At 58.4% G+C, this 19,345-nt stretch carries 28 protein-coding genes; 16 read left to right on the forward strand and 12 right to left on the reverse strand.

The features are described from left to right. Nucleotides 1-679: 679 nt before the first annotated feature. A complete protein-coding gene (locus tag ACYVG8_RS08955) occupies nt 680-2,530 on the forward strand; it encodes a methyl-accepting chemotaxis protein (RefSeq protein ID WP_460745469.1) in 1,851 nt (616 codons plus the stop codon). Between the two features lie 645 nt (nt 2,531-3,175). On the opposite strand, the gene ACYVG8_RS08960 is transcribed toward ACYVG8_RS08955, so the two are convergent. The 6 genes from ACYVG8_RS08960 to ACYVG8_RS08985 form a co-directional block, all read right to left on the reverse strand. After that, a complete protein-coding gene (locus tag ACYVG8_RS08960; RefSeq protein ID WP_460745471.1) occupies nt 3,176-3,673 on the reverse strand; it encodes a siphovirus Gp157 family protein in 498 nt (165 codons plus the stop codon). 56 nt (nt 3,674-3,729) lie between these two features. Next, a complete protein-coding gene (locus tag ACYVG8_RS08965; RefSeq protein WP_460745473.1) occupies nt 3,730-4,386 on the reverse strand; it encodes a hypothetical protein in 657 nt (218 codons plus the stop codon). A gap of 35 nt (nt 4,387-4,421) precedes the next feature. After that, nucleotides 4,422-5,075 carry an ATP-binding protein gene (locus tag ACYVG8_RS08970; protein ID WP_460745475.1) on the reverse strand — a complete coding sequence of 218 codons (654 nt, stop codon included), beginning with the start codon at nt 5,073-5,075 and terminating at the stop codon, nt 4,422-4,424. A 263-nt stretch (nt 5,076-5,338) separates the two neighbouring features. Continuing rightward, entirely contained in the window at nt 5,339-5,563 is a 225-nt protein-coding gene (locus ACYVG8_RS08975; protein WP_460745477.1) for a hypothetical protein, read from the reverse strand. Further along, a complete protein-coding gene (locus tag ACYVG8_RS08980) occupies nt 5,560-5,739 on the reverse strand; it encodes a hypothetical protein (protein WP_460745479.1) in 180 nt (59 codons plus the stop codon). Before ACYVG8_RS08980 ends, ACYVG8_RS08975 begins: the two co-directional genes overlap by 4 nt. Continuing rightward, on the reverse strand, nt 5,739-5,876 hold the full coding sequence (locus ACYVG8_RS08985; RefSeq protein ID WP_460745481.1) for a hypothetical protein: 138 nt from the start codon (nt 5,874-5,876) through the stop codon (nt 5,739-5,741). The genes ACYVG8_RS08980 and ACYVG8_RS08985 overlap by 1 nt, the downstream gene beginning before the upstream one ends. Before the next feature lie 690 nt (nt 5,877-6,566). Here ACYVG8_RS08985 and ACYVG8_RS08990 point away from each other — a divergent pair. Further along, nucleotides 6,567-6,770 carry an ECs_2282 family putative zinc-binding protein gene (locus ACYVG8_RS08990; protein ID WP_146745079.1) on the forward strand — a complete coding sequence of 68 codons (204 nt, stop codon included), beginning with the start codon at nt 6,567-6,569 and terminating at the stop codon, nt 6,768-6,770. Between the two features lie 92 nt (nt 6,771-6,862). Here ACYVG8_RS08990 and ACYVG8_RS08995 read toward each other — a convergent pair whose 3' ends face one another. From ACYVG8_RS08995 to ACYVG8_RS09015, 5 genes are all read right to left on the reverse strand, one after another. Further along, nucleotides 6,863-7,159: a hypothetical protein gene (locus tag ACYVG8_RS08995; protein WP_460745483.1), complete on the reverse strand. Its 297-nt coding sequence runs from the start codon at nt 7,157-7,159 to the stop codon at nt 6,863-6,865. Between the two features lie 1,180 nt (nt 7,160-8,339). Next, nucleotides 8,340-8,831, reverse strand: a complete 492-nt coding sequence (locus tag ACYVG8_RS09000) for a hypothetical protein (protein WP_460745485.1) — start codon at nt 8,829-8,831, stop codon at nt 8,340-8,342. A gap of 15 nt (nt 8,832-8,846) precedes the next feature. Then, nucleotides 8,847-9,965: a HigA family addiction module antitoxin gene (locus ACYVG8_RS09005; protein WP_460745486.1), complete on the reverse strand. Its 1,119-nt coding sequence runs from the start codon at nt 9,963-9,965 to the stop codon at nt 8,847-8,849. Between the two features lie 22 nt (nt 9,966-9,987). After that, nucleotides 9,988-10,284 carry a type II toxin-antitoxin system RelE/ParE family toxin gene (locus ACYVG8_RS09010; RefSeq protein WP_460745488.1) on the reverse strand — a complete coding sequence of 99 codons (297 nt, stop codon included), beginning with the start codon at nt 10,282-10,284 and terminating at the stop codon, nt 9,988-9,990. Nucleotides 10,285-10,511: 227 nt separating this feature from the next. Next, the gene (locus ACYVG8_RS09015; RefSeq protein WP_460745490.1) at nt 10,512-11,180 is read right to left on the reverse strand and encodes a S24 family peptidase; all 669 of its coding nucleotides are present in this window, start codon (nt 11,178-11,180) and stop codon (nt 10,512-10,514) included. A gap of 96 nt (nt 11,181-11,276) precedes the next feature. On the opposite strand from ACYVG8_RS09015, the gene ACYVG8_RS09020 reads away from it, so the two are divergent. The 12 genes from ACYVG8_RS09020 to ACYVG8_RS09075 are packed head-to-tail and all read left to right on the forward strand — an operon-like array spanning nt 11,277 to nt 16,229. Beyond that, nucleotides 11,277-11,495, forward strand: a complete 219-nt coding sequence (locus ACYVG8_RS09020; RefSeq protein ID WP_460745492.1) for a Cro/CI family transcriptional regulator — start codon at nt 11,277-11,279, stop codon at nt 11,493-11,495. Between the two features lie 36 nt (nt 11,496-11,531). Beyond that, a complete protein-coding gene (locus ACYVG8_RS09025) occupies nt 11,532-12,011 on the forward strand; it encodes a phage regulatory CII family protein (RefSeq protein ID WP_460745494.1) in 480 nt (159 codons plus the stop codon). A gap of 3 nt (nt 12,012-12,014) precedes the next feature. Beyond that, on the forward strand, nt 12,015-12,878 hold the full coding sequence (locus ACYVG8_RS09030; protein WP_460745496.1) for a helix-turn-helix domain-containing protein: 864 nt from the start codon (nt 12,015-12,017) through the stop codon (nt 12,876-12,878). Continuing rightward, entirely contained in the window at nt 12,865-13,620 is a 756-nt protein-coding gene (locus ACYVG8_RS09035; RefSeq protein ID WP_460745498.1) for a hypothetical protein, read from the forward strand. Before ACYVG8_RS09030 ends, ACYVG8_RS09035 begins: the two co-directional genes overlap by 14 nt. Further along, complete coding sequence (locus tag ACYVG8_RS09040) at nt 13,617-13,937, forward strand: helix-turn-helix domain-containing protein (protein ID WP_460745500.1); 321 nt, start codon at nt 13,617-13,619, stop codon at nt 13,935-13,937. Before ACYVG8_RS09035 ends, ACYVG8_RS09040 begins: the two co-directional genes overlap by 4 nt. After that, entirely contained in the window at nt 13,934-14,380 is a 447-nt protein-coding gene (locus ACYVG8_RS09045; protein WP_460745502.1) for a recombination protein NinB, read from the forward strand. Before ACYVG8_RS09040 ends, ACYVG8_RS09045 begins: the two co-directional genes overlap by 4 nt. Further along, nucleotides 14,377-14,724 carry a hypothetical protein gene (locus ACYVG8_RS09050; protein WP_460745504.1) on the forward strand — a complete coding sequence of 116 codons (348 nt, stop codon included), beginning with the start codon at nt 14,377-14,379 and terminating at the stop codon, nt 14,722-14,724. The genes ACYVG8_RS09045 and ACYVG8_RS09050 overlap by 4 nt, the downstream gene beginning before the upstream one ends. Beyond that, nucleotides 14,721-14,999 (forward strand): hypothetical protein, encoded by a 279-nt coding sequence (locus ACYVG8_RS09055; RefSeq protein WP_460745506.1) that lies wholly within the window; start codon nt 14,721-14,723, stop codon nt 14,997-14,999. Before ACYVG8_RS09050 ends, ACYVG8_RS09055 begins: the two co-directional genes overlap by 4 nt. Beyond that, nucleotides 14,996-15,205, forward strand: a complete 210-nt coding sequence (locus ACYVG8_RS09060) for a hypothetical protein (protein WP_460745508.1) — start codon at nt 14,996-14,998, stop codon at nt 15,203-15,205. Before ACYVG8_RS09055 ends, ACYVG8_RS09060 begins: the two co-directional genes overlap by 4 nt. Beyond that, complete coding sequence (locus tag ACYVG8_RS09065; RefSeq protein ID WP_112692635.1) at nt 15,202-15,384, forward strand: hypothetical protein; 183 nt, start codon at nt 15,202-15,204, stop codon at nt 15,382-15,384. Before ACYVG8_RS09060 ends, ACYVG8_RS09065 begins: the two co-directional genes overlap by 4 nt. An 8-nt stretch (nt 15,385-15,392) precedes the next feature. After that, complete coding sequence (locus tag ACYVG8_RS09070; protein ID WP_112692634.1) at nt 15,393-15,758, forward strand: putative PDDEXK endonuclease; 366 nt, start codon at nt 15,393-15,395, stop codon at nt 15,756-15,758. A 36-nt stretch (nt 15,759-15,794) separates the two neighbouring features. Continuing rightward, nucleotides 15,795-16,229: a hypothetical protein gene (locus ACYVG8_RS09075; RefSeq protein ID WP_460745510.1), complete on the forward strand. Its 435-nt coding sequence runs from the start codon at nt 15,795-15,797 to the stop codon at nt 16,227-16,229. 524 nt (nt 16,230-16,753) lie between these two features. Here ACYVG8_RS09075 and ACYVG8_RS09080 read toward each other — a convergent pair. Further along, entirely contained in the window at nt 16,754-17,047 is a 294-nt protein-coding gene (locus ACYVG8_RS09080; protein WP_460745512.1) for a hypothetical protein, read from the reverse strand. Nucleotides 17,048-17,457: 410 nt separating this feature from the next. Between ACYVG8_RS09080 and ACYVG8_RS09085 the strand changes: the two genes are divergently transcribed. Beyond that, complete coding sequence (locus ACYVG8_RS09085) at nt 17,458-18,042, forward strand: HGGxSTG domain-containing protein (protein WP_199489826.1); 585 nt, start codon at nt 17,458-17,460, stop codon at nt 18,040-18,042. After that, on the forward strand, nt 18,035-19,339 hold the full coding sequence (locus ACYVG8_RS09090; RefSeq protein ID WP_460745514.1) for a terminase large subunit domain-containing protein: 1,305 nt from the start codon (nt 18,035-18,037) through the stop codon (nt 19,337-19,339). Before ACYVG8_RS09085 ends, ACYVG8_RS09090 begins: the two co-directional genes overlap by 8 nt. Nucleotides 19,340-19,345: the final 6 nt, after the last annotated feature.

Raw genomic sequence — 19,345 nt, forward strand, 5'->3', positions numbered from 1 at the left:
GCCGGCACCCAGCCGCACGCCGGGAGCGCGCCGGGTGTCAGCGGGGTGTCGAAAACGACGAACCCGCCGGAAGGGGCGGGTTCGGGGTGAGAACGGTGTAGTTCTCCATAAATGCCATGTAGCTAGATGATTTTTTGTTTTTATGCGATTGTCCGTAAAGCTGTATGTTATTTATTTGTTCCCCCCTGTCAATTCAATAGAAGCCAATAATGTCATCTTTATTGTCTGATTTACTGACAACTAAGTTTCTAGAGATTGCGTATCGAAAATGATTATTGATTTATTAATTTGTTGAATGAAAATTTTTTAACGCACGTTAGATAAACGTGATTTTCTTATTGCATATCCATTGCTTGGCATGCTGTGCTCTGTGTTTGTACGGGATAAGAAAAGCAAGACCTTTCGCATGAACTTCGTTGGTGGAGGGGGATGTGCAGTAAAAATGCGCGCTATGTAATCGATTGCATAGCGATGAAAAAAATTTTTCGCTGACGTGTATTTTTGTGAAATTTTTTTGATAAACTCAGAACGAATAGATGAATAACTGTTGGTTGCAATATCAATAGGTTAACAGCCTTTCACTACCTTTTCTCTTTGCCAGATATGTGAGAACAGGTAGTCAGAACAGGTACTACGCACAAGAAAAGAGGGAAATTCGATGAAATCTCTACGCAGCAAAATGGTAGCGTTTGTCATTCTAATCATCACGTTGCTGTCCATCCTCTTCTGCGTGGTTGTCTACAGCAAGATGAGCAGTGCGCTGCTGTCCAGCGTGTATGGCGAGATCGACCAAGCAGCCAGCAACAAGGTCAGCTTTGTCACCGAGTGGGTCAATTCCCGCCAGCAGGTGATGGCCGCGACTCTGTCACGCTTCGGCCAGGGCGATCTACGGCCGGTACTTGACCAGACACTTGAGGCTGGTCACTTTGATGACACCTATGTTGGCCAGCCCGACAAAACCATGACCCAATCCAGTAAGACGCCTCCGGTACCCGCCGGCTACGATCCGACCGGACGGCCGTGGTATGTGGCGGCTGCAGCGTCAGAGGGGCCGATTGCCTCACCACCATATATCGACGCGGCCACAAAGCGCCCGATCATCACCTTTGCCCAGGCTAAACGTGAAAACGGCAAGGTCGTCGCCGTTGCTGGTGCCGACGTGACTCTGCAACGCGTAGTGGACGAAGTGACCTCGACCAAACTACCCGGGGACGGTTATGCATTCCTGGTCACCCAGGACGGGCTGGTGATTGCCCATCCGCAGAAGGATTCCGGGCTGAAGAAAATCAGCGAAGTTGCCCCAGGCTATGACTTCGCCGCCGCCAGCAAGGACGGCTCGTATCAGGACATCGAACTGAACGATGAACATTTCCTGAGCAGCCTGCGCCCGGTCGGCAAGACCGGCTGGTACCTTGGAGTGATGGTTCCGGTGGCAGCTGCAACGGCCGAGGTGCATGCGACCGTTGGTCTGCTGCTCGGCTTAGTGTTTGGCGGCCTGCTGGTCGCGGCCCTGTTGGTCTCGATCGGCGTCTCGCGGATGCTTGGCGGTCTGACGATGCTGCGCAATACCATGCGCAGCGTGGCATCGGGTCATGGCGATTTGACAGTCAAGTTGCCGGTTGAAAGCAGAGACGAAGTAGGTCAGATCGCCGAGGCGTTCAACGAGTTCATGGCGACGCTGCACGACATGTTCGTGACCGTGCGCACCCATGCCGAAGACATGGCTACTGGTGTTCAGCACCTGAACAGTGCGGCTGACCGGATTGCCACAGATTCGCGCAATCAGACCGAAGAGATCTCGTCGACGGCGGCAACGATCGAGGAAATAACCGTCAGCATTAACCACATTGCTGACAGTGCGGAGGAAACCGATGCGCTAGTCATGCAGTCGAACCAGCACTCGGTTGAATCGCACGTGCTGATGAGCAGCGTGGCACAGGAAATCGGCATGGTGGTGGACACCGTCGGCAAGCTGCAGGATGAAATGCGCGGGCTGGCCAGCCAGTCCGAGGAGGTTCGCGGCATCGTCAACGTGATCCGCAGCATCGCCGACCAGACCAATCTGCTGGCGCTGAATGCGGCGATCGAGGCTGCACGGGCCGGCGAGCACGGTCGCGGCTTCGCCGTGGTGGCCGACGAAGTGCGCAAGCTGGCCGAGCACTCGGCCAATGCCACGGTCGAAATCTCGCGCATGATCGACAAGATGGCGGAGCAGACCCAGCAGGCGATCGACTTCGCACAGGCCACGCACACCCGGGTCGAGTCCAGCGTCGGTTCGTCGCAGGAAGCCGCCGGCAAGATCGAGCAGATCCGCCTCAGCACCGAGGCCGTCGTGGCGCGGGTCAAGGAAATTTCGGCATCGACCAAGGAGCAGAGCACGGCGACCAGCGATATGGCGCGCAGCGCCGAGCACATCAATGTCGCCGCCCAGCAGACCAGTTGCCAGGTGGAAACGGTAGTCGAAACCATCCGGGAACTGGCTGGGCACGGCAATCAGTTGAAGGAGTTGGTCGGGCAGTTCCGTCTGTAGCGCTTGGCAAATCATCCTGATGGCAAGCAGCGATCCATCGCCACTGTTGCGTCACTCACCCCGACCTCCGGTCGGGGTTTTTTCTGCTCTATGGACGGCATTGGCATCGAGGTTCACTTTGCTGCCGGCAGTTTGCATTCAGCGCAGTACTGGCGACTCTCCCCCTGCATCATGGTGTGCGGCAAATAGTGACCGAGGGCCTACCGGATAGCTCTCGACGAAAGACTATCCGGTAGGCCCGGCCGGGGCCGGGCATGGCCGGGTAGGCAGAAATGAATCGCCCCGCTCATAGCGGGGCTGGTTGACCGTCGATGTATTGGCGGGTGGATGTCTGTGCGGCGAGGCGGCGGACGACGGACTGGCGCCGGCCGCGTCGGATATTGGCAACCGCCTGGCTGCTGCGGGGCAAGCAGTGGAGGCCAGCCTCAACCAGCGCGATGGCGAGCTTCGCGCTTACTTCACGTCGCCAGCAGCCACACGATGTGGTGCGGCCTTTCAACAGGTAGTAGGTGGCGACTGGCGTCTCGGCCCCACAACTGCACCGGCAAATCCAGACCCCCTTGCGCTGCCGGCTGCCCGGCTTGTATCGCAGCGCAGTCAGCCGGCCAAACACCTTTCCAGTCAGGTCATGGGTTGCCGGCATGGTCAGCGAATCGCCGCGTTCTGGCGCTCAACCAGTCGCGCGCCCGGCACGGTGTAGCCGTCCTTGATCGCCGTCTTGATCAGCGTCTTGTCCGGTTCTCTGTACGCCGGGATCTCGCGCATGTAGTCGGCTGGGATCAGGGATTCGTCCTCGATCTCGACCGCCTCGCTCTTGCGGGTGCCAATCGTGATCTCGGCGTCCTTCGGCTTGATGCCGGTGCGTTGGATCTCGAACGCCAGATAGTCCTTGAGCGACTTGATACGGTTTTCCAGCGACTTGCGCCGCGCGGCCCGGCTGGTCTCGACTTCCTTCAGGGCACCGGCTTCGGCCTCGAACGTCTTGATGATCTTGGCGACGTTGAGCATCTTGACCTCGACCTCGCCGGCAATGCTCTCGATGGTGTCGGCGTAGGTCTGCTCGTCGATCTCGCCGGCCTCCAGTTGGTTGCCCAGAACCTCAAGCGCTTCGAGATAGCGCGCGTCGATTTCGTACAATTTCATGATCGTTGCTCCATGAAAAAGCCCGGCGCAGGGCCGGGCTAGGTGGTTGGTGACCGTCAGAACGGAATATCGTCGTCCAGATCGTCGAAGTTCTGCGCCGGCTTCGGGTCCGGCCGGCGCGGGGCGTCTGGAACCGCCCGGCTGCCGGACTTCACGCGGCTGTCCTTCTCCGGGTGATCTGCCAGCCAGGCCATCAGCTTGGGCAACTGCTCAGGATCAACAGCCCGGTCCAGAATCTCCGCCGCGGTTCGCTCCGTCTCTGCGCAGAACCACGTCACGATGTTGACACGTTCCTTTTCGTCGCCCTGGTTGCTGGTGTACAGCTCCTTCTGCAGGACCACGCCGATCGGCTTCCCCATCATGTCCGGGTAGCCTTCGATAGTGGCGGTGACCCGCTTACCCTGGTCGCGGTCGTATTTTTCGACCGAGACCTTGCCGAGCCTCGCACCGCGAAGCTTCAGGCAGGCGAGCAGCGCCATAATCGATTTGCGCCCGGACAGGGCGGTGCCGTCGGCCTTGTCTGTCCACACCGTCAGGTAGTCGGCGTTGGTGTTCTCGTCGACGGCGAACGAGAATTCGACGCCCTTGGTTCCGGTCTTGCTGGTGATGAATTCGGCGCGGGTCAGGGAGCCGACGTATTTGCCGGACTCGGTGATCCGACCGTTGCGCTGATCCGCCTGACGGGCGGCGGTGGGGTCGAGGGTGAAATCCATGTTCTCAGTTCCTTGGCTCATGAAAAAACCCGCGCTCAGGCGGGTTGGTTGATTCCGTAGTAGCTACACAGTGCGGCGTCGACCGCCGCCAGATCGTTGTCGATATAGGCCTCATCGAACAGGTCAACCGGGGTTTTGACGGTGTCCTGCCCATTGTTCCGGGTCGAGAACAAATAGCGCCCGTCGACCACCCGGGTTTTGAGCACGATGCTGACCAGGCCTTCCAGCGTGATCTTCTCGTCCAGCATCTTGCCGATGGTCTTGATCTTGGTATTGCCGTGGTCATCCATGGCCGTGTGGGACAGGATGTAGACGCGCCGGTTGTCATTCAGGTTGGTGGCCGCGGTGAACACGTCCCAGGCGTGCCGGGCGATCTCGGTAAACTTGTCGTAGCCCTTCTCGGCCGTGCGGCGCATGAATTCGTTGGCCAGCACGTACTGAAAATCGTCCAGAACGATGACCTTGCGTCGCGTCTTGCTCATCAGGGCGATGATCTTTTCGGAATCATCGCTGACGAACACGTTGCCGTTTTTCCCGGCCTCTTTGTCAAATGTTCTCCAGTCCGCCGACCGGAACGGCAGCGGTTTCCGGACAGCCTGTATCAGCAGGGTGTCGGCCGGACTCATGTTGCGCAGCGAGGTGCTTTTCCCGGTCCCGCTCTCGCCCAAAATCAGGGTGGCAATGCTCATTGTCGCTCTCCAGTTCTCGGTTCTCGATTTCGTACAGTTGCGCCATCACCTCGGCGTCGAATTGCTGCTGGCACATGGCTAGGTTCCCCGGCGAGGCCCGAACACGGCGCCGATCAGCTCGTCCAGGCTCTCGCGAAAACGCCGAGCATCAGCCCGGCGTCGGTCGTATTCGTTCCCGCGTGCTGGCCCGCCGGCATCGGACGCCCGTCGTTCCCGTGCCCGGTGGATGTAGTCCTGCAGTTGGCGCTGTGTGAACGATGCCCTCATTGCAGGCTGCTCATCAGGTCGTGCGCCGAGTCGATCAGCGCCTGCCGGCCCTCGGCCAGCCGCCCGCAACGCACCAGGGCGGCGGCGGCCTCAATGTCGGCCACTGCCATATCAGCGGCAGTGGTCAGATCGTCGGCCTCGTCCTGCCGGCGCGGGTCGGTACCCAACCGTGGGTCGTTCGAGTGCCAGGGGATACCCAGCGGGGCCTCGATCATTCTCATGGCAGCAGCCTCCACAGCAGGTCCAGCGGCACGGCGTCGTAGCAGATGGCAGCCAGAGTGGCAGCAGCAGCGGCGTAGAACAGGGTGCCCAGCGTGGTAAGCGCGACATCGCAGGCCACGGCCAGCGGCGTGTCGGCCGGGTCGCGGGTGAAAATACGGCGGCGGATCGGTCCCATCACGCCCTCCAGCGGTAGATGAAAAACAGGGCCACGCCGCAGCGGATGATGCATTTCGCGCGGCAACCCTCGGCACGGAGCCGCAGCACCGTGGCTTCGTCCAACTCGTCCAGCTCCGCCAATTCAGTCGTGACCATGTCGGTCTCCTAAATGAGAAAGCCCGGCACAGGGCCGGGCAATTTCTTGAATTGTTACTAAGTGTTTCCTACATTCATCGTAGCCCTGCCGGATGGTCCGGAGTGGGCAGAAAGCCCCTGTCTCGCATGCAACAGGGGCTTTCTTCTATATGTGCTTTATGCTAGCGTAATTTATTGTCTTGCTTCGCTTGGTCTACTGGCGAGACGTAGAGACCCCGGGTTGGGGCCTCTTTTTTCATTGAGAATGCCCAACCCTTGAATCATGCGACGGTGCTGCTATATTGAAATTGCCCCTGCGTTGAAAGCAAAGCTCATCCGTAGGGACCGGGAAGGCCTCAACTGCTACTCAGCAGTCGGGGCCTTTCCGTTTTTGTGCCCGCGTCTCAGCTCGGCCTCGATCTTCATCCAGGCTGAGTAGGGGATGACGACGTGGGCGCCGGCTCGGACCCGCGTCCACGGCTCTACCAGAAATTCCCACCGCCCCTTGTCCAGATCTGCAGCCAGGCTTTCGACCACCTGTGCCGATGCAACGGCATCATCGACAGTCGCGAATGGGACCGGGAATCGTTGTTCTGACATGCCTATCCTTTGAGAAAAAAATTTACCAGCGGCAGAAAATTCGGATAGAAATTTTCGTCATGACGCATAAAATGAGCAATGCCATCTAACTAATCATTGGGAGAAATGCTCATGACTACTCCTATCAACACCCCCATCACTTGCCCTGAATGCACTGGCGATAAGCTCAAGTACGCCGAGACAAGCGAAGGGCCGGACAGCTACGCCTGCGTTGGCTGCGGGCATGTCCTTCATCCTGAAGAGATCCACGAAATCACCAAGGCCTTGAGCGAGCGCCTTTTTGCCGGGTTCCTGTCAGGAGCCACGAAGGGCTGACTCCTCGCTCCCATGATCAAGCAGCCCGGCGTGCAGTGTCTGCAGATTCGCCGGGCTGACGTTGAACATGTGGAACGACAGGCCGTTCCGACTCACGTCCTCTGTGGCGGCTCGTTGGTCATTGCCAGATCAAGCACCGCGTCAAACCACGGCTCGCCATCATGCGAGCCGTCTTCTGTGGCGAATGGTCGGCCGTCCTCGCCGTAATTCCCGATGACTGCCGCGGTGCAGACGTTGAACAGCATGCGGATCGCCACACTCTCCAGCGTGCCGTGCGCCGTGATCCAGTCGCCGCCGAGGTTGTAGTTTGTGGTTTCGATCTCCATCCCGGCAGCCTGTGCTGCGGCAATGAACTCGGACGATGTGCGCCCGCGCTTGTAGGTCTTCACGGTTCCCCCTTCCGGTCATGCCGGTGTTCATTTACCAAAACCGCCTGTCTCGGCTTTGGTGATCGGCCTCTGGTGAGGCCGTTCATGCATCGTTGAGAGGGCTATATACGCATTCGATCCGCGTGTAGCATCGGCGAACCGTCCCCCTGCAAGGGGCCGGCCTGGCATAGCAGTGCCAGGCGGCGCGGCTGCTACTGCGCTGAAGGTGAAACCCGCCATGGTCGCCCTTGGGCCACCGCCGGCCGGTCAAGCCGAATGTCAGATTGCGTGCTAGCCGCAGTCAGGCATCCGCCAGCAAGGGCGGAATACAAGTGCTCAAGCGGGTTAAATGCCCGTGGCCACGGGCTTTCAATCAGGGACATCGAATGAAAGCCGTCGTGAAGGTGAGCATCAAGATAAACGTGGCCCAGTGCATTCTCGCGTTGACCACGCTTGTTCTGCTGATGCTGTGACCAAGGGGCCCGCTTCGGCGGGTCTCCGAACTTCTACAGCCCTCTCAACGATGCCGGCTCATTGAACCGGCCCTTTGCCCGTTACTCGCCACGGGCCGGCGTTCTGCGTTCCTTCTGTTGAACACCAAAACCGCCTGTCACGCGCCTTTGGTGATCGGCCTCGGGTGAGGCCGCTCCTTCCAGCACACCTGCCACGTCGTCATCTGCGTTGAGGCATTTCGCCATCGCGTCGGATTGGGCATCGCCGTCTGACGTCGCGCATGGGCGCAGCGTGTGTGCTGGTTTGTCCGTTCGGCCCGTGCCTGCGATGGGCGGTGCCGCCATTGGCGCGAGGTGGACTCTCGCGCTCTCCCGCTACCGTGTATTCGACCGGCTGTGCCGACGGCGGGTGGTGCTGGGTAGGTTGTGAGAGAGCGGCGGCGGTGTGTGCCGTGGTGTGAGGTGAATATACAAGTGTTTCTTGTATTTAAGCAAGTTAAACTTGTCGTTTGTTTAAAGAAATACTTTAAATTGGGTCGCTGAAATTGATAGCCGCAGGCAATGTCAGTGCAACGGCGTTGGTCCAGATGTAACAAAGCCCGCGCGTGGCGGGCTGGTTGTAGGGGAGTGGCAACGGCCCACCTAGGTGGGCGGGTGTGAGTGAAGAGAGAGAACCTCACTTCGTGCCAAGACGGTGGGCGCAGAAAAGCCCCACTAATGGCGGGGCTTGCCAGCACCTAATTTCTAAGCTAGGCAGCCTTCTGGATTTTTTGATTCACCGCAAACTGAAGCTCCTCAACGTCAGCAGTAAAGTCAAGAATTGCTTGGATTGGTTGATCAGGTTTTCTTGCGTCATTATAAACATCAACATCCGTTTTCAGCTGAAAGCAGTCCCCTACGATCTGCTGCCGCCGTTGCCCAAACGATTTAACAAAATGCTCGTGGGGCGCACTTGGGTCATCTAAATCAGCCCAAAGAGATAGGGTTTTGTTTCCTTGCTTTTTGGTAGCGGCATGCTTTGCTCTATACCGCCTGCCATATTGGTCTGTTCTGTATTCTTCCCGAAATACTTGAGCTATATCTGAAGCGATTGCATCTATCACAGTCTTAACATTTGGTTTATGTAGACCTTTGCTATATGCCCACGCAGCAAGCTCATGTGCATCAATTAAGCCTTGGTCTCCAACCTCTCTCTTATACTGCTCAATGTATCCCTTTATTTGATTGGAATACGCAGTCATATTAATCTCCTTTGTTTATATTGGGTATATATCACCCCATCCATCAGATGGAGTTGACTGGATTACTATCTGCCTAATTTTAACCAATTGATCTCTTAGGTATTTGTATTGAGAAAAATGCCGTTGAAGCTGTCCAACAACCAAGCCGGGATGGACACCAATTCGGCTAGAAAACCCCACGACTTTTGTTGTTGAAAAACAATATGGAGTCGTTCTTAAAATATAATTTTCTAATTCTTTTCTGCTCACACAAAAATCTGCTGCTGCAGCATTTGCTACACGCTCTTCATCAAGAATCGATTCATGTTCAACTGAAAAAATATCATCATCAATTTTAAAATGATTATTTTTCCCGTGCTCATGTAAAACATGTTCGATTTCATGCCGAAGAACAAACCAAAAATTATCAATTCTATCCATCCGAGTTGACATTGCAATCACAGGGCTATTCTTGTCAAGCCATATGCATGCACCATCAATTTTCGATCCTGGTAGAGCCTCTACGAGGACAAACCTTACACCTGCCTCATTTAATATTCTGCATACATGCCTTGCTTCCTCTGGTGCACTTAGAAGCTGTCTTAATTGCTCTATCGCAGAAATTAAATTCTCTTTTTTATACTTTTTTGACACCTGTGTGCTGGCAATTTCTTTTGCCCGAATAAGCCATGCCCATTGAGAAATAGAGACATCATTATATGTGGATTTTTTTGCCGCATGTGATAGTGATGGGGCTGAATCCAAAGATGGTATTTCAAAAAAGTCTAGGAACTGCTGTTCTAGCGTATCAATGCTATCCGCTGCTTGCACCCAGCCTCGCTTGATCATTTCTCTTACCGGAAATTTTTCATAAAGCTTAGCTTTCCTAGATATAACTTCACTGCCAGATACTTTTGCTTTTGAGAGCTGGTACTGCCCCTCAATTATCATCCATAGTTCTGGCCCAGTCCCTAGGGCGTTGCCAAGCTGAATTGCAGTCTCAGGAGTTATTGCTCTCTTTTCTGCGATAATTTCATTGATAAGCCTAGCTGGGCGACCAATTATTTCAGCCAGTTCAACTTGTGACCAACCTCTAGTTTCCAGCTCTTCGCGCAGAAACTCACCAGGCGAAAAAATCTCAGCTACGTGCTTCATACTACCCTCCATGCTGAGTACATTAATTGTAATTTTCAATTGCAACTACAACTAATATTTTTTCAGACTTAATTTCTTTAAACATCAGAATTAATCGCCATTGTGAATTCAACTTTACTGAATAATGCTCTGCACGATTACCTTCCACTTTTTCAAAACACAATGACTTCATCGCATACAGTGCTCGCTCATCGGGAGCCGCTCTCATAAACTGAGTGCGCATCCTAAAGCGACGCACGACCTCGTGCTCGAAACCAGCATCGTATGTGATGTCCGTTTCCAGACGTGCTAACGAGTCGTCGTCGTGTTTGACTTCCATGAGTTAAGTGTATTCCGGTAATTTTTGCATGTCAAATGCCACTATACCACTTGGTGTAATAGTGACCATCTAGGCGGATGGCCGGCTTGCGAAGGTCAATTACATTGTCCTTTTTTGACGTAAGCCATCCCGCCATTCTCCGTTGAATCCCCGCGGCGTAGTACGTCAGGCTACTCCGGTACATCCTGCCTACGACCGTACCTGCCTACCGTGGTCACTCTCACCCGCTACCCACCACGCCAGACCATGCGCCCCAAGCACTTGAACCGCTCAGCCTCGGCGTCAGGAACTGGTACTGGGTCATATTTTTCGTTCAAGCTGACCAGCTTGATCCCGTCCTCGTAGCGTGCAATCTGCTTCACGTACAGCTTCCCCTTGAACGCAACCGCGAACACCTCGCCCTCGACCAGCTCCGTGTCGCTGGTGTCGATAAGGATTGTGTCCCAGTCCATCAGCATTGGCATCATGCTGTCGCCACGGACATACATCGCCTTGCAGTGCTCGATGGGGAATCCCTTCTTGCTGAACCACGCCCGGCGAAAAACCAACGGGTCCAACTTCTCCGGGATCCATTCAACGGTCCCGTTTCCTGCTGACAACTTCACATTGAACCGCTCGATCTTCACGTAGCACAGGGGATCGAGGCCATCATTGTCGTCAATCACTCTGAAGTTTGCGGCCGGCGGCTTTGACTCCTCGTCGCCAAACGACAGCCACGCCTTCGACTTGCCAAGGTACGCCGCAAGAGCGTCCAGGCGCGCGCCCCTTGGGGCGGTCTTGCCGTCCTCCCATTGCTGAACGGCCTGAGGGGTGATTTTCAGGGTGTGAGCAATGTCCGTTTGCGAGAGGCCAAGTTTTTCCCTGGCCTGTCGAATGCGTGAGCCAATGGTATTCATATAGTAATTCTACAAGCGCAGCTTGTTGTACTCACTGCAAGAAATACTTGTTTAATGAAAGGCGATCTTGTAATCTGCTCCCGATAGGAGGGTCAGATGACCAACATCGCACAAGAGGCTGTCGACCGAGCCGGCGGAAGCCAGTCTGATCTGGCAAAAAAAATCGGGGTAAGCCCGCAGGCAGTACAGCAGTGGGTTGCAAAAGGGTTCGTCCCACCCAAGCGCTGTCGACGCGTCTCCGAGGCAACAAAACTGCCGCTCGCGCGCCTGCTTGCTGCCTACGAAGCCGCAGAAAAAAGCGTCACTGCATCGTAACCGCCCCCGGCGCTATGACAAAGGTTTAGCAAAATCATGGAAAAACCGAAATCTGAGCAGCACGTCAAAGTCGCGCACCGGCCGCTGTTCGTTGCTCTGCGCAAGGACATTCGGCGCCACCCGGGCGGGTATCAGGCGCTGGCTCAGGAAATGGGCCTGCCTGGCGCAAACGCTCATGTGGTGTTGTCCAGCCAGTTCAACCCCGATGACCTCACGCATGCGCCGAAGGCCAAGGGGTTGCTCGACATGCTGGAGACCTTGCGCGCTGGCTATGCGCAGAACGTTCTGTCCGGCTACGGCAGCGACCGTGTGGATTTCAGCGAGCAGGGGATGACCGAGACCGAGCGCGCCGCATTCTGCCTGGGAAAGATCGGCGAGCTGGCTGACGTGATCCGGGCCAAATCCGAGGCCGTGGCCGATGGCAAGGTGGACCGCCGCGAGCACCGGGAGATCGCCAACATGCTGCGCCCGCTGCTGCCCGAGCTGACAGCGTTCTGCGACGCGGTGGAGGAGTAGGGAGTGAGCATCCACCTGATGTCCCGGGCATGGTCAATGCCAATCCCGACCAGCCAGAAAATGGTACTGCTGGCGCTGGCCGACCGCGCCAACGACGACGGTGAGTGCTGGCCCGGCCAGACTGAGCTGGCGAGCAAGTGCAGCATGTCGAATCGCAATGTGATCCGGATGATCGACTGGCTGGAGGCTCGCGGCGCACTGCGTTCCGAGCGGCGCCAAACCGGCAACGCCCGCCGGTCGAATCGCTACACCCTGACCCTGGACCAGTTCAAACCGGAAAGTGACAACCTGTCACATGCCAATTTGGCACATGACAATTTGGCATGTGACACGGTGTCACCCCCGAATGTGACAACTGCGACGCTTGAAAGTGACACGGTGTCACATTCGTATAAGGAGGAACCGTCATTGAACCACCAGTCTGAACCATCACTAGGTTCCGACGTGGTTCCCACGACGCTCCCCGCCAAGTCGAAGCCCTCCGCCAAAGCCGAACCGAATCCGCTGAACGTGGAGACCTGGAAGGCCTACGCCGTTGCCTACCGGATGCGATACCAGGCTGATCCTGTTCGCAATGCCAAGGTCAACGGCCAGATCAAACAGCTGGTGACGCGCCTCGGCAATGCCGCGCCTGACGTGGCCCGGTTCTACGTCGACCACAACAGCGCCTACTACGTCGGCCGCTGCCATGTCGTCGACTGCCTGCTGTCGGATGCCGAGAAGCTGCACACCGAATGGCAGACCGGTCGCCGGGTGACGCAAACCGCCGCCATGCAGGCCGACCGCACGCAATCAAACCTCGAATCCCATCGCTCGGCACTCGACATGCTGAACGCCAAATACGGAGGCATGAATGCTGCCGCATGAGCAAATCCTGCAGGCGGTCACTGTGGCCGCTGAGCTGACAGGCACGCAACTGTCGGACGGAGCGCTGGCGACGATGGTCGACGACCTGATGACGTACCCGCTGGCCGCCGTCCTGACTGCGCTGGACCGCTGCCGTCGGGAGCTGACCGGGCGCCTGACCCTGGCTGCTGTCGTTGAGCGGCTGAATGGCGCCGACGGCCGACCAGGGGCCGACGAGGCGTGGGCGATTGCCATTCGCTCGCAACCCGAGGCGGAAACCGTGGTCTGGACCAACGAAATCGCCGAGGCGTTTGCGGTGTGCCGGCCGGTGCTGGACCTCGGCGACGAGATCGGTGCCCGCATGGCGTTCCGTGACGCCTACAACCGGATCATTGCTGCGGCCCGCGCCGGCGGCGAGGCCGCCCGGTGGTCCGCGTCTCTTGGCTGGGACAAGGATCTGCGCCAGGTGGCACTGGAGTCCGCCGCCAGAACTGGCCGGCTGGCCCAATCCACGGTAGCCGCGCTGATGCCGCCGCAGGACGCCGCGCCGGAGGTGGTCGCACTGATCGGCAAGGATGTCTCGCCATCCGGGCATGAGGGCGGGCTGCAGATGGCCCGGGCCGAGCTGCTGGCCGGCAAGCGCCGGCGAGCAGAGCGCGAGGTCGCTGCCGCTGAGCGCCGGCGGCAGGAACAGACCGCATTCGAGGCAGAACGCCAGCGGCAGCTGTCCATGGCCGCTGAAAAGCTCGGGAGGGCCGCATGACCACCACCACACGCAACAACGCCTACCGCAACCACCGCGCCAGCGGCCGGGCCGGCACACAGTGCGAGCAGATCCTCGCGCTGCTGCGCCGCAGCCGGGTGCCGCTGCTGCGGGCTGAGATTGCCGGAAACCTGGGCATGTTCCAGTCGAGCGTCTGCGCCCGGCTGGATGAGCTGCGCGCCGCAGGTGCTGTGATCGTCGCCGAGAAGCGGCTGAACCCCGCAACCGGCGTCGAATGCGACACCTACCGAGCCGCGCTGCTGTGGGACGAGACCGAGGCAGGGCAGGTTGATCTGTTTGCGGGGGTGGCTGCATGACCCAACTGCTGACCGAGCCGCTGGAACAGACCGTGACGCCGCGCGACGACGTGCGCGGGGCATTCGTCAGGTTCTGGGAGAAGGCGAAAGACCTCGTTGATTCAGGTACGCCGTTTGAGCTGTCGCTGAGGCCGAAGCGCAACACCCGCAGCCTGCAGGCCAATGCCTGCATGTGGGCACACCTGACCGACATCAGCCGGCAGGTGGACTGGTACGGGCACAGGCTGACGGCCGAAGAGTGGAAGGAGGTGCTGAGCGCCAGCCTCCGGGTTCAGCGCGTCGTCCCGGGCGTCGACGCCGGCAGTTTCGTGGTGCTGGGCGCTCGCACCAGCCGCATGAGCATTCAGGAGATGGGCGAAATGATCGAGCTGATCCAGGCATTTGGGGCGGAGCGTGGCGTGCGGTTCACCGCGCCAGCATGGCAACAGGAGTGGGCGCGATGATTTTCCAGAGCGTGACAACCCCAACAAACGACGTCGACAACGTCATCCAGTTCCAGCCGCGTACCCGGCCGGAGGATTCGCCGCCCATGCTCGACAGGGAGCGGCCGGCGATAGGGAAGTTGTGCCACCACCACCGCGTCATGGTTGATGAGGCAAAAGCAAACGTCACCTGCAGGGACTGCGGGGAAAAACTCAATCCGGTGTGGGTGCTGAGCCAGATGGCGAAGAAGGAATCGTGGCAGCGCAACCACATCATGGATATGCACCGTGCGGCCGAGAAAGCTGCGTCGAAACTGCGCTGCAAGTGCGAGCACTGCGGGCACATGACGAGGATTGCGCGATGACCTACCGATCCCGCAAATGGCTCGCCGCCGTCGGCCAGTTGGAGCAATGCGTGCTGTGTGGCGCATTCGGCGTGCAGGTGGCTCACCGGAACCAGGGCAAGGGCATGGGGCTCAAGAATTCGGACTGCCTGACGGCCGCACTGTGCCCGGCCTGCCACCACGAAATCGACAACGGCACCACGCTGACCCGAGACGAGCGCCGGGAACGCATGGACCGCGCCATTGTGCTGACGATCGAGCGTCTGGCCGAACGCGGACTGGTGGTGCCGGCATGAACAAATGCGTGCAGTGCAAGGAATTCAGCCTCAAGGACGCCGGCCCGATGGCCCGCCACGGGTTCGGCAAATGCAGCGGCGACCATCCGGGCCGGTACCGGTCTGTAGAGCTGGCGCTGGTCTGTGCGCGGTACATCGCATGCGACGCCGAGACGGTCGTGGCCCGGACGGCATGGGTGGCAAAACTGGATGGGGGCAGGGAATGACCACGAATGAACTGACGCACGCCCTGCTGCCGGCTGAGGCCATTGCCCGCCTGCAGCGCGCCGCCCGGGTCGAGCCGAGCGCAGCACACCCGGACAAGCGCATGCGGGCGATCGACACGGTAACCGAGGGGCTGCGGCGCGAGCTGCCCAGCCTGTTCAGGGAGGATGACGCCGCATGACCGGACGCATGAGCAGAGACAAGGGCGCCCGCGGTGAACGCGAGCTGGCATCCATGCTGGCCGAGCGCCTGGGCATCAGCATTCAGCGCCGGCTCGGCGCCGCACGGGATGGTGGCCACGACATCGATGTGCCGGGATGGGCGGTCGAGTCGAAACGAACCGAGGTGTTCGCCGAGGCCTACTGGAGGCAGGCCCTGCAGCAAGCCGAGGCGACCGGTAGCCGTCCGGTTCTGTTCTGGCGCGCCAGCCGCCGGCCGTGGGTGGCCTACGTGGACCTGCACGACGTGAGCCAGGCCGCATTTCCGGTGCGCGGCCGGCACCGCTGCGCGATGTCGCTGGATGATTGGTGCCAACTGGCACGCGAAGCCGCCTGAACAACCAAAACCAAAAACGAGACAGGAACAAGAGCAATGATTCGCGAACAGTTCATGGTCAAAGAGATGATCCCGGCCGAGATCAACGAAAAGCTGGAGGCGTGGGGACGCTGGAACAGGCAGCCATCCAGTCGCAGCAGAGGGAATGTGTCAGTCGAGTCCCGATTCCGCGACAACCGGTGCCCGCTCTGCTACGAGAAGCCAGACCCGTGCGATGCATGTAAGCGCGTCATCAGCATGGGCGAACAGCCGGCGACCACGGATGTCCTGAACATCGAGCGTATCGTCAGCAGGTACGTCCCTCGGCTGTCACGCGACCAACTGATCGCACACTACGTGTACCGGTTCCGGCCAGAGGCGACCAGCCGGAAGTTGGGCATCAGGAAGGCCGACTACGACATGCTGCTGCGCCGGAGCGTGACGATGGTGGCGAACAATCTGCAGAAAATTACGCAGGCACATTGCGCATGATCTGATTTTATGTGCTACTATGTAGCACATAATTTATCCAATCCGCTTATATGCGTGTACTCCTGCCTTGCGGCGGGAGTCGTTCGCCCGTCGATCACCCGGTGGGCGTTTTGCGTTTACCGCCCCCGTCCCATGCTGGTCTGGCACTCAACGATCATCCGCCAAGAAATGCTGTGCCCAGCGTGGCCTAGTGCATTAGATGGGAGTTCGTCTCCTGCATGGCAAACTACCTCAAAGCCACACACCTTGCATCGATAGATCCCGGTTCGAGGCGCGGGGCTGCCCGGCACTGATGCCAAGGTGCTTCTGGTGCTGACCGTGTGGATAAACCTGGTGTCGTGAACAATAGCCATGGGCGAACTGTCTGGTTGTGATGACGACCAATATATGAAATTTGAGTGACTTTTTCCTTATCCCGCTCGGACAGCTCTACGCGTTGGCGGCGGGAAGGCAGGTGATGCCACCAACCCGTTTGGCAAAAACAATTGCGCCGCCCCAGGGGGCAGCGCAACTGTTAGAAAATACTAATAAAACTCAAACCAGAGATCGTCGCTGACAATCGTGCATCCTGTTGCAGCTACACTCCACTCGAGAGGTTCCCCGTTCTCATAAGCTCTTACAAAAACTTCAACCTCTACCCCTTCCTCCATTCCGAATGCCTTCCAGGTCTCTTCGTAGAGAAGAAGCCCTGTATCTTTGTCGAGCGTGGCCACATCTCCCGCCACCCGTGAGAAGTCAGAGTATTTGAATGTTCTCTTACTCTTTTTTCCATCGGCTTCAAACTCGACGGTGGCACTGCCTGTAACGCGAAAGTTCATAAGTGCCTCCTTGGTGCTCGTTCTTGCTGAAAACGGCTGAGGCCCATCCTTGATGGCTGTGTCATAGTCAATTTCAAGTACTGGCCCCGTCATCCTTGGGGCTTTGTCATTTCCAGAGGGTATGCCATAAACTACAAGGAAATGGCCGGCATGGCATTTTGCCTAACGCTTCTGGCTGGCGTCGTTGTTTTCCCTATTGTATGCAACACACAGCAGAATTCCCTAGTGGTTGATGCCATCAAGGGTGGCGCCGATCCGATCTCGGCGCGATGCGCGCTGGATGGCATGAATGGCAAATCGCCCCTGTGCATAGCAAGGGCTGCGCGCCCCTGACAACACACCCGCTCCGGCGGGTTTTTGTTTGACGGCTGAAATTACAACAACCAACCCCATGAACGAGGTGCATGCACATGGCCCTCTGCGGAGCAAAAACCCGCAGCGGGGAGCCATGCAAGCGCCATGCGGCGGTTGGCTCGACCCGCTGCAAGCTACACGGTGGCCGGAGTACCGGCCCACGCAACCAGACCGGCAACCGCAACGCCGCCCGCCCTGGCAGCCTGTACAGCCGATTCCTGTCCGATGAGGAGCAGGGCATCGCGGCCAGCATCGAGCTGGGCAACGTCGACGAGGAACTGCGGCTGACGCGCATCCGTCTGATGCGGGCACTGCAGCGTGAGCAGGACAAGGGCGACACGCTGGAGGTCGAATCCGAGACGACCGAGCCGGTAGAGATCGACGGCGAGCCGACCGGCGGCGACCTGATCAAGAGAACGGCCAAGGTCCGGGACTACTCGGCGCTGATCGACAAGCTGACTGCGCGCGTCGAGTCGCTGGAAGCGCGCCGAGTCGCCCTGGTGGCTGCTGCGCTGGACGCCGAGATCAAGCAATTGGAGATCGAGAAACGGCGTGCCGAGCTGAAAGACCCCGACGACGACATACCGTCACCGGTCAAGGTGGTGGTCGAGGTAAGGGACGCAAGGAAACCACATGCCTAGCCTCAACATTCCGCAGGCCTCGTTCCTCGCGATGCCGCACAAATTCCGCGCCTACGTGGCCGGGTTTGGGTCCGGGAAAACGTGGGTCGGCTGTGGTGGGCTGATGCAACATTTCTGGGAGTACCCACGCATCAACGCTGGGTATTTCGCGCCGACTTATCCGCAAATCCGCGACATTTTCTACCCGACGGTCGAGGAGGTGGCCAGAGACTGGGGGCTGCGCTGCAACATTGTCGAGAGCAACAAGGAGGTCCATATCCATGAGGGGCGACGCTATCGCGGGACGGTAATCTGCCGGTCCATGGAGCGGCCGGAGACCATTGTCGGCTTCAAGATCGGCCGGGCGCTGTGTGACGAGCTGGACGTCATGAAGGCCGAGAAAGCGCGCCAAGCATGGCGGAAGATCATTTCACGGATGCGGTACCAGGCCAATGGCCTGAAAAATGGCGTCGATGTCACGACGACACCGGAGGGCTTCAAGTTCGTCTATGAGCAATTCGTCAAGGCGGTGCGCGATAAGCCCGGCCTGTCTGCGCTGTATGGCCTGATCCAGGCAAGTACCTACGACAACGAAGCGAACCTGCCTGATGACTACATCTCGTCGCTGTTCGACTCATACCCGCCCGAGCTCATCGATGCCTACCTGCGCGGGCTGTTCGTCAACCTGAAGTCGGGGTCTGTCTACCCGAATTTTGATCGAACGCTGTCTCACACTGATGCCGAAATGGATGAGGGGGAGCCGCTGCACATCGGCATGGACTTCAACGTGCTGCACATGGCCGCAGTGGTCTACGTGATCCGCAATGGCTGCCCGCTTGCAGTGGACGAACTGGTTGATGTGCGCGACACGCCGACGATGGCGCAGATGATCAGCGAACGCTGGCGAGACCGCGGGCACGCGGTGACGATCTATCCGGACGCATCCGGTCAAAACACCAGCAGCAAGCGGGCCAGCGAATCCGATCTGACCATTCTGCGCGCAGCGGGATTCTCCATCTACGTGACTGGCGCAAACCCGGCTGTCCGTGACCGCGTGTTGGCGACAAACGCCATGCTGCTGAATGCAAACGGTCAGCGCCGCATGCGCGTAAACACGCATCGCTGCCCGAAATTCACCGAGGGTCTGGAACAGCAGGCATACGACAAAAACGGCGAGCCGGACAAGTCCAGTGGCATTGATCACGTCAACGATGCGGGCACCTATCCCATCGTGCGGCTGTACCCGGTTGAGCGGCCGGTGACTGCCATCCGTGTTCCTTCACAATTCGCCGCGGTTGACAGAGCCGGCGGCTACTGAGGTATC

The sequence above is a fragment of the Microvirgula curvata genome (assembly GCF_054781615.1).

Excerpts from the sequence above, each read along its gene's own strand:
- ACYVG8_RS08955 (WP_460745469.1), top strand. The coding sequence starts at position 680 with ATGGTAGCGTTTGTCATTCTAATCATCACGTTGCTGTCCATCCTCTTC.
- ACYVG8_RS08960 (WP_460745471.1), bottom strand. The coding sequence starts at position 3,673 with ATGAAATTGTACGAAATCGACGCGCGCTATCTCGAAGCGCTTGAGGTT.
- ACYVG8_RS08965 (WP_460745473.1), bottom strand. The coding sequence starts at position 4,386 with ATGGATTTCACCCTCGACCCCACCGCCGCCCGTCAGGCGGATCAGCGC.
- ACYVG8_RS08970 (WP_460745475.1), bottom strand. The coding sequence starts at position 5,075 with ATGAGCATTGCCACCCTGATTTTGGGCGAGAGCGGGACCGGGAAAAGC.
- ACYVG8_RS08975 (WP_460745477.1), bottom strand. The coding sequence starts at position 5,563 with ATGAGAATGATCGAGGCCCCGCTGGGTATCCCCTGGCACTCGAACGAC.
- ACYVG8_RS08980 (WP_460745479.1), bottom strand. The coding sequence starts at position 5,739 with ATGGGACCGATCCGCCGCCGTATTTTCACCCGCGACCCGGCCGACACG.
- ACYVG8_RS08985 (WP_460745481.1), bottom strand. The coding sequence starts at position 5,876 with ATGGTCACGACTGAATTGGCGGAGCTGGACGAGTTGGACGAAGCCACG.
- ACYVG8_RS08990 (WP_146745079.1), top strand. The coding sequence starts at position 6,567 with ATGACTACTCCTATCAACACCCCCATCACTTGCCCTGAATGCACTGGC.
- ACYVG8_RS09000 (WP_460745485.1), bottom strand. The coding sequence starts at position 8,831 with ATGACTGCGTATTCCAATCAAATAAAGGGATACATTGAGCAGTATAAG.
- ACYVG8_RS09005 (WP_460745486.1), bottom strand. The coding sequence starts at position 9,965 with ATGAAGCACGTAGCTGAGATTTTTTCGCCTGGTGAGTTTCTGCGCGAA.
- ACYVG8_RS09010 (WP_460745488.1), bottom strand. The coding sequence starts at position 10,284 with ATGGAAGTCAAACACGACGACGACTCGTTAGCACGTCTGGAAACGGAC.
- ACYVG8_RS09015 (WP_460745490.1), bottom strand. The coding sequence starts at position 11,180 with ATGAATACCATTGGCTCACGCATTCGACAGGCCAGGGAAAAACTTGGC.
- ACYVG8_RS09020 (WP_460745492.1), top strand. The coding sequence starts at position 11,277 with ATGACCAACATCGCACAAGAGGCTGTCGACCGAGCCGGCGGAAGCCAG.
- ACYVG8_RS09025 (WP_460745494.1), top strand. The coding sequence starts at position 11,532 with ATGGAAAAACCGAAATCTGAGCAGCACGTCAAAGTCGCGCACCGGCCG.
- ACYVG8_RS09035 (WP_460745498.1), top strand. The coding sequence starts at position 12,865 with ATGCTGCCGCATGAGCAAATCCTGCAGGCGGTCACTGTGGCCGCTGAG.
- ACYVG8_RS09040 (WP_460745500.1), top strand. The coding sequence starts at position 13,617 with ATGACCACCACCACACGCAACAACGCCTACCGCAACCACCGCGCCAGC.
- ACYVG8_RS09045 (WP_460745502.1), top strand. The coding sequence starts at position 13,934 with ATGACCCAACTGCTGACCGAGCCGCTGGAACAGACCGTGACGCCGCGC.
- ACYVG8_RS09050 (WP_460745504.1), top strand. The coding sequence starts at position 14,377 with ATGATTTTCCAGAGCGTGACAACCCCAACAAACGACGTCGACAACGTC.
- ACYVG8_RS09055 (WP_460745506.1), top strand. The coding sequence starts at position 14,721 with ATGACCTACCGATCCCGCAAATGGCTCGCCGCCGTCGGCCAGTTGGAG.
- ACYVG8_RS09060 (WP_460745508.1), top strand. The coding sequence starts at position 14,996 with ATGAACAAATGCGTGCAGTGCAAGGAATTCAGCCTCAAGGACGCCGGC.
- ACYVG8_RS09065 (WP_112692635.1), top strand. The coding sequence starts at position 15,202 with ATGACCACGAATGAACTGACGCACGCCCTGCTGCCGGCTGAGGCCATT.
- ACYVG8_RS09070 (WP_112692634.1), top strand. The coding sequence starts at position 15,393 with ATGAGCAGAGACAAGGGCGCCCGCGGTGAACGCGAGCTGGCATCCATG.
- ACYVG8_RS09075 (WP_460745510.1), top strand. The coding sequence starts at position 15,795 with ATGATTCGCGAACAGTTCATGGTCAAAGAGATGATCCCGGCCGAGATC.
- ACYVG8_RS09080 (WP_460745512.1), bottom strand. The coding sequence starts at position 17,047 with ATGAACTTTCGCGTTACAGGCAGTGCCACCGTCGAGTTTGAAGCCGAT.
- ACYVG8_RS09085 (WP_199489826.1), top strand. The coding sequence starts at position 17,458 with ATGGCCCTCTGCGGAGCAAAAACCCGCAGCGGGGAGCCATGCAAGCGC.
- ACYVG8_RS09090 (WP_460745514.1), top strand. The coding sequence starts at position 18,035 with ATGCCTAGCCTCAACATTCCGCAGGCCTCGTTCCTCGCGATGCCGCAC.